Origin of the sequence: Methylocapsa aurea, from assembly GCF_000746085.1 — a bacterium.
In the GTDB taxonomy this organism is placed as follows: Bacteria; Pseudomonadota; Alphaproteobacteria; order Rhizobiales; family Beijerinckiaceae; genus Methylocapsa; species Methylocapsa aurea.
Map to the genome: position 1 here is coordinate 94204 of NZ_JQKO01000001.1, position 12867 is coordinate 107070.

The window sequence follows — 12867 nt, forward strand, 5'->3', positions numbered from 1 at the left end:
GCAAACCCGGTTTGACTTACCCGAAAAGGAAAGGCGCTCTCCGTCCAGCAGCGCCGTTAATAAGGGTGCCGATCCTTCTTGTTCTCCCAGGCGCGGTAGGCGGCCAGGCACGCCTCCCTTTCGAAATTCTCCGTCACCGCAATGCTCCGCTTGTCCCAGGGCCGTGTGAAATCTTCATATTGAAAGGCGTCGTCAAAGCCGATCTTGCTGGTGTCCTTCAGGCTGGCCCCGAAATAGACGTGGTCGATGCGCGACCAGTAGATGGCGCTCATGCACATCGGGCAGGGCGCTCCATTGATGTAGATCTCGCAGCCTTTGAGCATCCGCGCGCGCTCCGGCACAAGATCGGGAGAATTCGCCTCGCGCGGGATCATCTCGAGGATCGTGCCGGCGTTGTAGTCGGAGCCAAGCAAGGCCTTGGGATTGAGTTTGGCGGAAGCGTCGATGATCGCGGTGACCTCGGCGTGGAAGACCGGGCATCCGGTGAGAAGGACGCGGTTCTGGCCGCGCCCGATGATTTCGCCGTCCTTGACGATCACGGCGCCGAAGGGGCCGCCCCAGCCCTTCTCGACCGACTCGATCGCCAGCCGCGTCGCCTCTTCCATGAATTTGCGCTTGTCCGCCAACTCCTTCTTATCCGACTGCGCCGGTTTGGGCGCCGCCTCGGCGGGCGATGATGGTAGCGCCGTTGTTGCGGCGGCGCCGGCGGCGGCCGCGGCGCTGGCGAAGAAGGCGCGCCTTCCGGCGTCAGGGAGCGAATCGCAAGCGCAGCGCTTCATGGCATTTCCTCCAACATTCAGAATCAAATCATCATATATCAATCATCAGAAATTGCGTAGCCGCCAAGCTGGTCTCGTTTGCGGGCCGAGAGCGCCCGGCGCGGGGGCAGGGCGCGTCACGATAGCTTCACGGCGTTGGCTTTACTTGGCGGAGTTGCGCCCTAACATAAGCAGCGTTTATTCCTTCATTTTGGTGCAAGTGCGTCCCGCGCCGGGGGCGGTTCAAGGAGCAGATCATGGCCAATCCCTTTGTGCATGTGGAGCTCGCCACGACGGATATCGACCAAGCCAAGTCTTTCTATCAGTCGTTATTCGACTGGAATCTGCACGATGCCGAAATGGGCCCTGGCTTTACTTATACCCTGATCGGCGTTGGCGAAGGCACCGGCGGCGGCATGATGAAACATCCCATGCCAGGCGCGCCGTCGGCTTGGCTGCCTTATGTGCTGGTGGATGATCTCGCGGCGGCCACCGCCAAGGCAAAGACGCTCGGCGCCTCGATCGTCAAGGACGTCACCGAGGTGCCTAATACCGGCTCGTTTTCCATCATCGTCGATCCGACCGGCGCGGCGCTGGGGCTCTGGCAGCCCAAGGCCGGTTGAGCAAGGCTCACTCGGCGGCCTTCATCTTGACGACGGCCGCCGCATCCGGGGCTTCGGCGAAGTCCATCTGTTCGATGCGCTCGCCGCATTTGGCGATTTTATCGGCCGAGGCGATGATCTGGCCGACATCCTCCTGGGCGTTCTTGAAATGGGCGTCGAGCTTCGCGGCGCGCGCCCGCAGCCGCGCGATATCGTCGACGAGGCGGCGGACCTCGGCCTGGATGATATGGGTTTCTTCGCGCACCCGCGCATCGCGCACGATCGCCTGCATGACCTGCACCGCCATCACCAAAAGCGAAGGCGAGACGATGATGATGCGGCTGCGGTGCGCCTTTTGAACGACGTCTTCGAAAAGTTCGTTGATGTCGGCGTAGAGCGATTCCGAAGGGACGAACAGCATGGCGATATCCTGCATTTCGTCCGGCAGAAAATAGCGCTCGGCGATGTCGCGGATATGTTTGCCGACATCCGCGCGCACCCGCGCCGCCGCATATTTGCGGGCTTCATCGCTGGCGGCGTCCTTCAAAGCGGTGAAGGCTTCGAGCGGAAATTTGGCGTCGACCACCATCAGCCGGTGATCGCCGGGAAGGCGGAGGACGCAATCGGGTCGCGTCCTGTTCGACAGCGTATGCTGAAACGCGAAGGCCGATTCGGGAAGCGCGTCGCGAATGATCGCCTCCAGCCGGCCCTGGCCAAAGGCGCCCCGCGCCTGCTTGTTGCTGAGAATTTCCTTGAGGCCGACGACTTCCTCGGTCAGTCCGGTGAGCCGCGTCTGAGCTGCGTCGATCACCGCCAGCCTTTCGTTCAATCTGGCGAGATGCGCGCCGGCGGTGCGGCTTGAGGCTTCAAGACCATCGCCGACCCTATCGCCAACAGCGTCGAGCCGTTCCGACACAAGGCGCGCGAGATCGGTTTGGCGCGATCCCAAGAATTCAGCCACGCTGCGCAGCCGGCCGGTCAATTCAGCGTTCTGCCGGGCGATTTCGGTCATTGCGCGCTCCATGTCGCGCTGCCTCGCCTCGGCTGCGAAGCCTTCCAGGGTCTGGGCGCGCGCGCCGCGCCTCAGATTGAACGCCACGACCGCAAGAAGCAGCAAGGCAAGGGCCACGGCTCCCAGAAGGGCGTCCGAAACCACTACCGGCGCGCCATTAAGAAGAAAGAGGACCCGCTCCATGATCGCTCATTACATGATTCGCGTGGGAAAGGGAACGAATCTAGAACGGGCTAGGTAGAAGGAGAAGACGGAACGGTTCCGCGCCACTCGGCTTTAAATATGCCTCTTACTGCTTGGAAGATGGGTTATGGATGCGTTTCTGTGCGTAATTCCACGCGGGCGGCCTTTGCCGCGATCGAGGTGAGATTCCGTGAGCCAGGCTCGCCCGAGGCCAGTCCGAAGCGCGTTGCGCGGATTGCGCGTGGCCCTTCGCATCCTTGTCGATGCGGCGATGCGCTTTTCCTTGGATGATGGCTGGGCGATCGCCAGCCATATCGCGCTCTCGATCCTGACCTCGATGTTTCCCTTTCTGATTTTCGTGACCGCGCTCGGCGCTTTTTTCGGCTCGACGAACCTCGCCGATGAGGCGGTTCGGATCCTGTTCCAAACCTGGCCGGAGGAGGTCGCCGCGCCTCTGGCGGGCGAAATCCACACCGTCTTGACGCAGACTCGAAGCGGCCTGCTGACCCTTGGCGTCACCCTGGCGATCTATTTTTCGTCGAGCGGGGTCGAAGCGCTTCGCGTCGGCCTCAACCGCGCCTATGGCGTCAGGGAGCAGCGCTCCTGGTGGCTGTTGCGCCTCGAGTCGATCGCCTATGTTTTCGTCGGAGCTTTCGCGCTTCTGGCCCTGGCCCTTTTCGTTGTCTTCGCGCCGATGATCTGGACGGCGGCGCTGCGCATTGCGCCGGGGTTCGAGCCGCTCGAGCGGCTGATCGCCTTCAGCCGCCTAGGCATCGCGACTTTGGTGATTTTGCTGGCGCTGGTCATTGTGCATAAATTTTTGCCGGGAGGACATCGGTCGCTGCGGGAGGTGGCGGTCGGCGTTTTGCTGACCTTCGCCCTGTGGGTCGCCGCCGGCGTTGCTTTTGGCTCCTATCTCGCCGAATTCGCTCGCAATTATGTCACCACCTACGCCGGCCTCGCCTCGGTGATGATCGCGCTTGTGTTCCTTTACATGGTCGCCTCGATCTTCATCTTCGGCGGCGAATTGAATGCGGCGATTCTGCGCGAGGCGCATAGGGGAGGCCCACCGGAAAGGTGAACCGCGCGCCCCTTACTGAAGCGTATGCCCATGCGGCGCATGCGGAAAGACCGAGGTCGACTGGGACCGCTTGATGGGCGCCAAAACAAATCTTCTCCCCTTGAGGGCTTGAGCCAGCGAGCGGCTCGCCCGCAAGAGAGCATGGACCGTATCGGCGCCCAAAAGATCGGTTGCGGCAAAAATTTCCTGTTCGAGATCGCCCTGTTGCGAGGCGGCGACGAGTCTGAGCGCGAGATATTCGTCGCGGCAGAGACAGCGGCAGATATCTGGGCGCCATCCTATGGTCCTGCGCGCCTGCTTGCTCAAGATCCGCGTGAACAGATGAAACTCGCCATAAAGGACTTTCGCTGAATCTTGTCCGACGAAACGGAGCAATACGTCCCAGGCGCAATCCAGGCAAAAAGTGTCTCGCGTGGCGTAACCCGCCATCCAATAGCGGTATTGGGCGAAGAACAGATGCTCCGCCGGCGCGTCCGCGTGAACGGCGGCGATTGAATTGCGTGGGGTTTCGCACGGGTCCATGACGGCTCCCTCAAACTGGCTCGAATAAAGAAGAAAAAGGCAGGTTCATGCCGCTGCGGGAACGCGAAGCTTGGAGGGCGGATTGGCGCGTGGAAGCTTCGCGAGATGGCGGAGGGCGAAATCGCGCGCCGTCGTCTCCAAGCATTCATCGACGCATAGGCCATGGTAGTGGGTTTGCAGCGCGCCGAACAAAAACTGTGTAAGCTCATCCGGGCCAATCGACGGATCTCCGCTGTACGTCATAACAGCATCATTCAATATTTGATTTATTCTAATTCTTTCTTCCATGCTGCCGCACATCTTTACACTCCATCAACATGAGCATTGTGAAGAAATACATATGCAGATCTATCGTTGCAAGAACTATGTTTTTTATCTATTCTAATTAAGTATTCTCGGATCGCGCCTCTTTAGTTTGAGCATGACTCCAAAAAGCCGCAGAGCTTTTGGACAAATTCATCCGTCAAAGCGAAGAGATAGGAGCGCTGCCGATCCAGGCTCGGGACCGATTAAAATGCTTGTGCGAAGGCGCTGCCTTGATGCTCGACGTGATCCCCAGAACGAATGCGCTCATCGGAGACAGGGGCTATGACGCAGACTGGTCCCGTAAGGCGCTCGCGGCCCGCAGGATCGATGTCTGCATCCCATCCAAGACATATCGCAAGGTCCCCATCCCGCACGACGCCGCGCTTCTGCCGCCGCCACAAGATCGAGATCGGCGCCGCGTCCGCACCCGCTATGATCGCTGCGCGCATGCCTTCATGTCCGCCATCGCGCTCGCCGTCACTGTCATCTTCTGGCTCTGATCAATCAGTCCTGAGCGTAGCGGGCGCGGCGCGCGAGCGCCTTCTCGTAGGCGGCCTGCAGTTCGCCGAACACTGAGCGCGCCGGACGCGGCGCGCCGAGGTGCAGGTGGCGCAGCTCGTCCATGAAGGCGTTCCAAAGCGGAGCGCCGCCCTTTTCCAGCAGCTCCGCGCGCACCGACAATTCCTTGCTCGAGCGCGTATGCCGACGGCCCCAAGCGCCCATGTGCGCGAGCAAAGGCACGAGCTGGATGGCCGCTTCGGTGAGACTGTAGATCCCTTTCTGCCGGTGTTTCGGATCGGGGCGTCGCGTCAGCAGGCCGGACGCGGTCAGGCGCTTCAGCCGGTCTGCGAGGATGTTCGAGGCGATGCCTTCCTCGCTCTGTGCGAGCAGCTCGCCATAGCTGCGCCGGTTCCCGAACATGACGTCGCGGATGACGATCAGGCTCCAGCGGTCGCCGAGCTGTTCGAGCGTCAGGTTGATCGGGCAGCCGGATCGTCCGGTCTGCGGCATGGCCGTTCTCCTGGGATTTACACTTGTAATATGCAAGTGGTATGAGTAGAGTTCAAGCGCTTGCATAATGCAATTAGTCTGAATTCGGAGGTCCCACGATGTCGCTCGCGCTCTACGGTCATCCTTTCTCGTCGTACACCCAGAAAGTGCTCATTGCGCTATACGAGAACGGAACGCCCTTCGAGTTCCGCAGCCTCGGGCCGGATACGCCGCAACATTCGGCCGAGTGGCTCAAGCGTTGGCCGTTGCGCAAGTTTCCGCTGCTGGTGGATGGCGAGCGCAACATCGTCGAGACCAGCATCATCATCGAGCACCTGCAGCTCGCTCATTCCGGGCCGGTGCCCCTGCTGCCAGCGGACCCGATGGCTGCGCTGGAGGTGCGCTTCCTTGACCGCTTCTTCGACCTGCACGTGATGGAGGCGATGCAGGTCGCGGTAGACAGTGCGCTGAAGCGGGTCCCGGTGAAGAGCGAGGAAGGACTGGTCCTCGCCAGGGAAAGGCTGGAGCGCGCCTACGCCTGGCTCGAAGAACAGCTTGCCGGCAGGACTTGGGCGGCTGGCGCGGACTTCACGTTGGCAGACTGCGCGGCCGCGCCCTCATTGTTCTACGCGGACTGGACGCACCGGATTTCAGAGGCTTATCCAGTGTTGCGCGCCTACCGCGCCCGGTTGCTTGCCCGCCCATCCTTCGCCCGGGCGGTGGAGGAGGCGCGGCCGTTCCGGCCAATCTTCCCCCTGGGAGCGCCGGATCGGGATTGAAGTCCCGCGCCATAAACCCCTGACGGACTCTACGGCGACGACTATTGCCGACGTGACAATGCGGCGCTCGCGCGATCTGGCGAACTTCGCGCCGCCCAGCTCGCGTTCGTCTTCTGGTTCGGTTTGACGTTGAACCTGAACGGAACCTTCGGTTCGCGCGAGGCCCCAAAGCATGTCCCCAAGGAGCCAGAGCAACACACATGGCTGGTGGCGTCCCATCGGGCGGAGGCGCGTGTTTTGAAATATCGCAATCGGCGACCCGCTATGATCGCTGCGCGCAAGCCTTCATGTCCGCCATCGCGCTCGCCGCCACCGTTATCTTCTGGCTCCGATCAAGAAGCTTCCGCCGCCGCTTCGATCACGTGTCGCTGAAAGGACCTACGGCGCGCTCGAGAGTGCGACCGAGCCGATGCGGGCGTCGGCCGGCGCGGCGCTGGCGATCAGCTTCAGGACCTGTCCGGCGCTGCGATGCTGGCTGATCTCCTTCAAACCCTGCACCAGGGCATCCATCGGCTGTGCAGCGCTGATCGCGACAATCACATCGGCGCCGAATGGCTCCCTGATTTGAAACGCCCAGCGAAAGTTCTGAGTCTGGATCACGCGCGGATCTGCGCCGATGGGGTAGAGCGCCTCGACGCTGCCATCGCCGGCAATGTCGAAAAGGACGAGCGCGCGGCGCAAGACATCCGGGATCTCGATTTCGATTCTGTCGCCCTTGCGCGCGAGCGGGCCGCCCGCCGCGATCCGCATCGGCTGGGGCCGCGCGGCGGCGAGCTTCGCCAGCCCACGGACCACGGCCATACGGTCGATCACCGCGGGCAAGTCCGCTTCCGCAACGTCATAGGCGATGACTTGCCCGCCGGCGCTCGCATTGCGCGAGACGGCGTCCCAGACGAGGTCCGGGTTCGCCGAGGGCGCGACAATCTCGAAAGGCGCCGCGCGGGGGATCGGTCCGGCCAGATTGCTGAATGCGCCTCCAGCGACGGCAAGACGAATCTTGTCGAGCGGCGGCGGCTCCGTGCGTCCGGCGAAGCCCGGCTTTAACTCGGGGAAGGGAGCGATCGACATCATTTCGTCGCCGGGATCGAGCAATCTGACGCCACGCGTCTGTTCAGTCGCGTTTTCCGCGGCATCGAGCGACTCCAAGCCGGCGAGCCCTAAGCTCGCGGCAAGAAATACGGCGCCGATGAGGGCGGGGCTAGACTGGGCAGAGCCAAGCAGGCCAGCGCGACTGCCGCAAGGCCGCAACGCGGCGCAAGCGCCGCCGCCGGTCAAAGCCGTTTTCCGGCGTTCGGAAGGGTGGTCACGAAAAGGCATATTGTCCAAGCGGCAAGATGAGGACAGCGTTTGGGCGCGCAAGGCATTTGGTTTTTCGCATGCGTTGCTGTTTTGCCGCATGTTGGCTCGGCGAGCCAGCGCGAAAGCGGAACTCGTTCTAGAAAAACAGCTTTGCTTTCGCTGGTGGGCTGGATCCGCGCAAGCCGCCGGAGCGGAAGCGCGACCAGCGGAGACCATTGAGGGAAATGCAAAGCTCGGGTTTCACGTTGATCTTCTGGCTGGAGTCTGGAAAAACAAGCCCGGACGCGGCCAGCGCTCCATCCCGTCACCCAAACTTCCGGGGAAGATCGAATATGGCTTCTGCCTGCACCCAAGGGCTCGATACCGGTTTCATCGCGCTCGGCTATGCCAAAGTTGGCGTTCTCGGCGTGGTCCAAGGCATTACCGAGCTTTTGCCGATTTCCTCGACCGCGCATATGCGGATCGTCCCCGCCTTGCTTGGCTGGCAAGATCCGGGATCGGCCTTTTCAGCGGCGATGCAGGTCGCGGCCCTCGCGGCGGTGATCAGCTATTTTTGGACGGATGTGCGCGGCCTTGTTTTCGGTTCGCTCCAGGCGGCCGCGCGGCGCGATTTTGGAAATTGGAATTTCCGTTTCGCGGTTTGGATCGTCTTCGCGACGATTCCGATCATCGTCGCCGGCATATTGCTCTCGCCCGTTCTCAACGCCTGCAATTCGCCCTTGCGCACCCTCACCGTCATCGGCATTTCCTGTATCGTCATGGCGCTGCTGCTGGCGCTGGCTGAGTTCTATTCTCGGCCCAAACGGACCCTCGATCACGCGACGCTGAAAGATGCGATGGTGATCGGAATGGCCCAAATCGGAGCGTTGATCCCCGGCGTCTCACGCTCTGGCTCAACCTTGACGGGAGCTTTGTTCCGGGACTTCAGGCGCGAAGAGGCGGCGCGTTTTTCTTTTCTTCTCGGGCTTCCAGCCATCGCCGCCGCCGGCTTGAAGGAAATGTGGGAGCTCCATAAGGCGCATCTTGACGCACAGGGCTGGTCGATCCTGGCATTCGGCCTAGTGATCGCCTCGATATCCGCTTTCGCCGCGATCTGGGGCCTGCTGCGCATCCTCGAGCGCTTTTCCACCTGGCCCTTTGTCGTCTACCGGGGCCTAATGGGGGTGTTTCTTCTCGTCGCCGTTTACCTGGGCTGGCTGCAAAACTGAACCAATGGGCCGATGAGAGCGAAGGCGCGGGTCAGCCGCGCGGCGCCAGCATGGCTTCCGGGCGGACCAGCGCGTCGAACTCTTCCGCCGTGACGAGACCGGAGGCCAGAGCCTCCACCCGCAAGGTCGCCCCGCTGGCATGCGCGGCCTTGGCGATCTTGGCGGCATTGTCATAGCCGATCTTGGGCGTGAGCGCGGTGACGAGCATTAAGGATCGCTGCACCAATTCGCCGATTCGCTCCCGGTTCGGCTCCAATCCCTCGACGCAATGGATGCGGAAGCTTTCCATGGCGTCGGCCAGAAGCTGCAAGCTCTCGAGAAAACAAAAGGCGATGACCGGCTTGTAGACATTGAGCTCGAAATGACCCTGCGATCCGGCGAAGGTGATCGTCGCTTGATTGCCGAAAACGCGCGCGCAGACCATGGTCAGGGCTTCGGCTTGGGTCGGATTGACTTTGCCGGGCATGATCGAGGAGCCGGGCTCGTTCTCCGGCAGGATCAGCTCGCCGAGCCCGCAGCGCGGGCCGCTGCCGGCAAGCCGGATGTCATTGCTGATTTTGAAGAGGCTGGCGGCGATTGCATTCACCGCGCCATGGGCGAAGACCAAAGCGTCGTTGCTGGCGAGCGCTTCGAACCAGTTTGGCGCGGAGGCAAAGGGCAGGCCGGCAATGGCCGCGATCCTGCCCGCGAAAGCTTCGGCGAAGCCGCGCGGCGAATTGAGCCCGGTGCCGACCGCAGTCGCGCCCTGGGCCAGGCGATAGAGTCCGGGCAAAGTCGCCTCGAGTCGCTCCTGTCCATAGGCGAGCTGCGCGGCATAGCCGGAAAATTCCTGTCCAAGCGTCACCGGCGTCGCATCCTGCAAATGCGTGCGTCCAATCTTGATGATCGACGCGAAAGCCTCCGATTTCCGCCTCAGCGCCTGTTCGAGATCGCGCAAGGCGGGTTCGAAGCCGCGCTTGATGACGAAGACCGCGGCGATATGCATCGCGGTCGGAAAGCAATCGTTCGAGGATTGACTGAGATTGACGTGATCATTGGGGTGAATCGGGTGCTTTGCGCCGCGCGGGGCGCCCAGCATTTCATTGGCCCGATTGGCGATCACCTCGTTGACGTTCATATTGGTCTGCGTGCCTGATCCCGTTTGCCAGACAGCCAGGGGAAATTCCGCGTCGAGCCGCCCGGACTCGATCTCGCTCGCCGCGGCGGCGATTGCCCCACAGAGCTCCGCGGGCAAAAGCCCGAGGTCCCGGTTGACCTCGGCGGCGACGCGTTTGACGAGGGCCAAGGCGCGGATGATCGGGAGCGGCATTTTTTCTGCGCCGATCGCGAAATGGACGCAGGAGCGTTGCGTCTGCGCGCCCCAATAGTGGGTGGCGGGAACCTCGATCGGCCCAAGGCTATCGGTTTCGATTCGGACCGGCTTGCTGCTTGTCGATGGGGCGGGCTCATCCATGCGTGACGCCGCTGTCATGACGGATGGAGGGAGTAGGAGCTGCCGGCCCAAGCGTCGCGCGGCTATCGGCCGTCCGAGCCGCGGTCAGTCGCCGCCGCCGTGCGAAAAGCGCTGGCCGACCAGAATGGGGTCGACCGCCTGCCAATCCCCATCGTTTCCAAACTCGCTGCTCGAACCGATCGACAACAGCTCGGCGAGCCGGCCGCGCGCGCGATTGACCCGGCTTTTCATGGTGCCGACGGCACAACCGCAAACGCCGGCTGCTTCCTCGTAGGAAAGGCCGGAGGCGCCGATCAAGATCAGCGCCTCGCGTTGATCAGTGGGCAATTGATGGAGCGCGGCGCGAAAGTCGAGCATGTCCATATGGCTATGTTGCGCGGGAGCCGTCGCCAATCGGGAGGCGATCGCTCCATCCGGGTCGGCCACCTCGCGCCGACGCTTGCGGTATTCCGAGTAGTAGATGTTGCGCAGGATGGTGAAAAGCCAAGCCCTGAGATTGGTTCCTTCGACGAAGGAGCCGAGCTTGCTCCACGCCTTGACCAGGGTTTCCTGGACGAGGTCATCTGCGCGGTCAAGATTGCCGCATAAGGAAACCGCAAAGGCGCGCAGATTAGGGATGACAGCGAGAATATCCGCCGTCATCTGCGCGCTTGGCGCAGCCGCCGGAGGCTTTTCCTCGATCTTCTCCTCGTCCGCATAGTCCGCGTGCGCGATGGTCACGGAGCGTCTTTCTTCGAATGAGCGCCCGAAACGCTTTCGAGTTGTCGCAAGAGGTCAAAAAAGCGGTCAGGGACCGGCTGTGCGAGAATATCATCATAAACGCTTCGTAAACCCAAGCCTATTTGTTCCGCCAAATCACATTTTGGCGAAGTTTTCTTCAGCCGTGGCTCGGCGATGACACTCGCCTCCGCGAGGTCCTGGAATTTGAGCGCTGCATATTCCATATCTGTCGTCTTGGTTGATCGGACTGTCCCTCCCTTAATCAGCGCCTTGCCCAATTTTGTTCGTTTTGTCACTGGGCGCCCTTTGCATTGGCTCTCATCGTCCTTCATCATTCCCCCTATGACGGTCATCGCGTGAACGTCACCCAACAACAAGCGTCACTGTTCCTTAAAGAGCCTTGTTAAGCCATATTCGCTGTGTAAACTCTCGACAGATGTCGGGTTCCAACGCTCCGCCTGAGACAAAGTTCCCCAAGGGGGGAACCTTTCTTAACCAATTGGAATTCACCGGCCACGCTGCTTTGCCGGAGCTATGGTCCAGGGGGTTTTTTCAATGTCGATATCTCAGGCCATTTCGTCGCACATACCTTACCTGCGCCGGTTTTCGCGAGCCTTGACGGGGTCGCAGGCGGGCGGAGACGCTTATGTCCTCGCCACCCTCGAAGCGATCGTCGCGGATCCGGCCAGTTTCAACGAAAGCGATGATGTGCGGACCGCGCTTTATCGCTTGTTCCTTGAGGTTTGGGGCTCCATGCCGGTCAATGATCACGTTGACGACGTCGGGTTTTCCGGAGACGAAGTCGGGGCCCAGCGAAATCTGGAAGCTATTACCCTGCGGCCCCGCATCGCATTTCTTCTCGCCGCGCTCGAAGGATTCGACACAAGCGAGGTGGCGCGAACGCTCGACTGCTCCCACGATGAGGCGGCGGCGTTGATCGACGCGGCCGGAAAAGAAATCGCCAACCAGATTCGCACCGATGTCGTGATCATTGAAGACGAGCCGTTCATTGCGCTCGATCTGCAGACTTTGGTGGAGGAGCAGGGCCACCGCGTCATCGGAGTGGCGCGCACGCATCGCGAAGCCGTCGAATCCGTTTCTCGCGAGCGGCCGGGCCTTATCCTCGCCGATATTCAGCTCGCCGATGGCAGTTCGGGCCTGGAGGCGGTGAATGAGATTCTCGGCTCTTTCTCGGTTCCGGTCATTTTCATCACCGCCTATCCGGAGCGATTCCTGACTGGAACGCCGCCGGAGCCGGCCTTTCTCATCACCAAGCCGTTCGGCGTCGACAGTTTGAAGGCGGTCATCAGTCAGGCTTTGTTTTTTGATCGCAAATCGCACCGAAAGGACGAACCTCAGGCCAAGGGCGCTCTTGTTTGAGCCTGATGCGCGGCGCTGTCGCCAAGGCGGCGCCGTTCGGGAGCGTGACGCCCGGGACCTGCGGGCTCTTGGGCAAAGTCATGCGTCAAAACAGAGCGAGACGCATCAAAGTCAATTCCGCCTAAAGACATCTGCTCTAGGGAGGCCCTGAAGGAGCTATTCCGACAGGTCTTTTGTCCGCGCCGCCGAACCGGATAGGTTCCGCGCGGCGCATCCGCGCATCCGAAACCGGGGGAGCGCCCGCGTTGATCCGCCGTTTTTTGGGCAAATAGAGCTGATCGTCAAAAAGGTCAGGGACCACCTCCCGGCGCCGATGTTTGCAAGAAAACCATCGCGCCCGAGATGCTCGACCTGCCGCCTTGGACCCTCTGTGGGAAGTTTGCGCCGCGTCTCCTGAATCGCGCCTCAAACCGTGCCGACCGCGCCCCAGACCCGTGTTCGTCGCGGCCAAGCCTCCGCGCGCACGAGTTCAGAAACAGGCGCGGTCAACTTGGCGATGTCGTCGCAAAGCGCCGACAAATCTCGGCGAAAGGCAGCGACGCTGCTTCGAAAATCATGACGGTCGGCATATTCT

The 12867-nt window shown here is 61.5% G+C and carries 15 protein-coding genes and 1 pseudogene; 7 read left to right on the forward strand and 9 right to left on the reverse strand.

Annotated features, from left to right (window positions below; translation table 11 throughout):
* Positions 1–56: 56 nt before the first annotated feature.
* The gene (locus tag DL86_RS00410; protein ID WP_084572647.1) at positions 57–779 is read right to left on the reverse strand and encodes a nucleoside deaminase; all 723 of its coding nucleotides are present in this window, start codon (positions 777–779) and stop codon (positions 57–59) included.
* Positions 780–1015: 236 nt separating this feature from the next.
* On the opposite strand from DL86_RS00410, the gene DL86_RS00415 reads away from it, so the two are divergent.
* Positions 1016–1381: a VOC family protein gene (locus tag DL86_RS00415; RefSeq protein WP_036257202.1), complete on the forward strand. Its 366-nt coding sequence runs from the start codon at positions 1016–1018 to the stop codon at positions 1379–1381.
* A gap of 7 nt (positions 1382–1388) precedes the next feature.
* On the opposite strand, the gene DL86_RS00420 is transcribed toward DL86_RS00415, so the two are convergent.
* Positions 1389–2555, reverse strand: coding sequence for a DNA recombination protein RmuC (locus DL86_RS00420; protein ID WP_036257204.1), 1167 nt, complete (start codon positions 2553–2555; stop codon positions 1389–1391).
* Between the two features lie 271 nt (positions 2556–2826).
* On the opposite strand from DL86_RS00420, the gene DL86_RS00425 reads away from it, so the two are divergent.
* Positions 2827–3636, forward strand: a complete 810-nt coding sequence (locus tag DL86_RS00425) for a YihY/virulence factor BrkB family protein (RefSeq protein ID WP_051952521.1) — start codon at positions 2827–2829, stop codon at positions 3634–3636.
* Positions 3637–3648: 12 nt separating this feature from the next.
* On the opposite strand, the gene DL86_RS00430 is transcribed toward DL86_RS00425, so the two are convergent.
* Together DL86_RS00430 and DL86_RS19550 are read right to left on the reverse strand one after the other, a co-directional pair.
* On the reverse strand, positions 3649–4158 hold the full coding sequence (locus DL86_RS00430) for a hypothetical protein (protein WP_036257205.1): 510 nt from the start codon (positions 4156–4158) through the stop codon (positions 3649–3651).
* A gap of 45 nt (positions 4159–4203) precedes the next feature.
* Positions 4204–4401 (reverse strand): hypothetical protein, encoded by a 198-nt coding sequence (locus DL86_RS19550; RefSeq protein ID WP_156964406.1) that lies wholly within the window; start codon positions 4399–4401, stop codon positions 4204–4206.
* Positions 4402–4697: 296 nt separating this feature from the next.
* On the opposite strand from DL86_RS19550, the gene DL86_RS00435 reads away from it, so the two are divergent.
* On the forward strand, positions 4698–4964 hold the full coding sequence (locus tag DL86_RS00435) for a hypothetical protein (RefSeq protein WP_051952522.1): 267 nt from the start codon (positions 4698–4700) through the stop codon (positions 4962–4964).
* Positions 4965–4968: 4 nt separating this feature from the next.
* Here DL86_RS00435 and DL86_RS00440 read toward each other — a convergent pair whose 3' ends face one another.
* Positions 4969–5475: a winged helix-turn-helix transcriptional regulator gene (locus DL86_RS00440; protein ID WP_036257206.1), complete on the reverse strand. Its 507-nt coding sequence runs from the start codon at positions 5473–5475 to the stop codon at positions 4969–4971.
* A gap of 98 nt (positions 5476–5573) precedes the next feature.
* Here DL86_RS00440 and DL86_RS00445 point away from each other — a divergent pair, with 98 nt between their 5' ends.
* Together DL86_RS00445 and DL86_RS19555 are read left to right on the forward strand one after the other, a co-directional pair.
* Complete coding sequence (locus DL86_RS00445) at positions 5574–6233, forward strand: glutathione S-transferase family protein (RefSeq protein ID WP_036257207.1); 660 nt, start codon at positions 5574–5576, stop codon at positions 6231–6233.
* A 254-nt stretch (positions 6234–6487) separates the two neighbouring features.
* Positions 6488–6562: pseudogene (locus DL86_RS19555) on the forward strand (transposase); the annotation flags it as partial.
* A 49-nt stretch (positions 6563–6611) separates the two neighbouring features.
* Here DL86_RS19555 and DL86_RS18500 read toward each other — a convergent pair.
* Complete coding sequence (locus tag DL86_RS18500) at positions 6612–7550, reverse strand: hypothetical protein (protein WP_156964407.1); 939 nt, start codon at positions 7548–7550, stop codon at positions 6612–6614.
* Between the two features lie 314 nt (positions 7551–7864).
* Between DL86_RS18500 and DL86_RS00455 the strand changes: the two genes are divergently transcribed.
* Positions 7865–8740 carry an undecaprenyl-diphosphate phosphatase gene (locus DL86_RS00455; RefSeq protein ID WP_036257208.1) on the forward strand — a complete coding sequence of 292 codons (876 nt, stop codon included), beginning with the start codon at positions 7865–7867 and terminating at the stop codon, positions 8738–8740.
* A gap of 31 nt (positions 8741–8771) precedes the next feature.
* Here the strand turns inward: DL86_RS00455 and fumC are convergent, their stop codons facing one another.
* The 3 genes from fumC to DL86_RS00470 form a co-directional block, all read right to left on the reverse strand.
* Positions 8772–10193, reverse strand: a complete 1422-nt coding sequence (gene fumC, locus DL86_RS00460; RefSeq protein ID WP_036257209.1) for a class II fumarate hydratase — start codon at positions 10191–10193, stop codon at positions 8772–8774.
* Positions 10194–10277: 84 nt separating this feature from the next.
* Complete coding sequence (locus DL86_RS00465; RefSeq protein ID WP_036257904.1) at positions 10278–10835, reverse strand: sigma-70 family RNA polymerase sigma factor; 558 nt, start codon at positions 10833–10835, stop codon at positions 10278–10280.
* 74 nt (positions 10836–10909) lie between these two features.
* Positions 10910–11290 (reverse strand): NepR family anti-sigma factor, encoded by a 381-nt coding sequence (locus DL86_RS00470; RefSeq protein ID WP_156964408.1) that lies wholly within the window; start codon positions 11288–11290, stop codon positions 10910–10912.
* Positions 11291–11468: 178 nt separating this feature from the next.
* Between DL86_RS00470 and DL86_RS00475 the strand changes: the two genes are divergently transcribed.
* Entirely contained in the window at positions 11469–12293 is an 825-nt protein-coding gene (locus tag DL86_RS00475) for a response regulator (RefSeq protein WP_036257905.1), read from the forward strand.
* The last annotated feature ends 574 nt before the right edge of the window (positions 12294–12867 follow it).

Coding starts and splice junctions, on each gene's coding strand:
- DL86_RS00410 (WP_084572647.1), bottom strand. CDS start 779: ATGAAGCGCTGCGCTTGCGATTCGCTCCCTGACGCCGGAAGGCGCGCC.
- DL86_RS00415 (WP_036257202.1), top strand. CDS start 1,016: ATGGCCAATCCCTTTGTGCATGTGGAGCTCGCCACGACGGATATCGAC.
- DL86_RS00420 (WP_036257204.1), bottom strand. CDS start 2,555: ATGGAGCGGGTCCTCTTTCTTCTTAATGGCGCGCCGGTAGTGGTTTCG.
- DL86_RS00425 (WP_051952521.1), top strand. CDS start 2,827: ATGCGCTTTTCCTTGGATGATGGCTGGGCGATCGCCAGCCATATCGCG.
- DL86_RS00430 (WP_036257205.1), bottom strand. CDS start 4,158: ATGGACCCGTGCGAAACCCCACGCAATTCAATCGCCGCCGTTCACGCG.
- DL86_RS19550 (WP_156964406.1), bottom strand. CDS start 4,401: ATGACGTACAGCGGAGATCCGTCGATTGGCCCGGATGAGCTTACACAG.
- DL86_RS00435 (WP_051952522.1), top strand. CDS start 4,698: ATGCTCGACGTGATCCCCAGAACGAATGCGCTCATCGGAGACAGGGGC.
- DL86_RS00440 (WP_036257206.1), bottom strand. CDS start 5,475: ATGCCGCAGACCGGACGATCCGGCTGCCCGATCAACCTGACGCTCGAA.
- DL86_RS00445 (WP_036257207.1), top strand. CDS start 5,574: ATGTCGCTCGCGCTCTACGGTCATCCTTTCTCGTCGTACACCCAGAAA.
- DL86_RS18500 (WP_156964407.1), bottom strand. CDS start 7,550: ATGCCTTTTCGTGACCACCCTTCCGAACGCCGGAAAACGGCTTTGACC.
- DL86_RS00455 (WP_036257208.1), top strand. CDS start 7,865: ATGGCTTCTGCCTGCACCCAAGGGCTCGATACCGGTTTCATCGCGCTC.
- fumC (WP_036257209.1), bottom strand. CDS start 10,193: ATGGATGAGCCCGCCCCATCGACAAGCAGCAAGCCGGTCCGAATCGAA.
- DL86_RS00465 (WP_036257904.1), bottom strand. CDS start 10,835: ATGACGGCGGATATTCTCGCTGTCATCCCTAATCTGCGCGCCTTTGCG.
- DL86_RS00475 (WP_036257905.1), top strand. CDS start 11,469: ATGTCGATATCTCAGGCCATTTCGTCGCACATACCTTACCTGCGCCGG.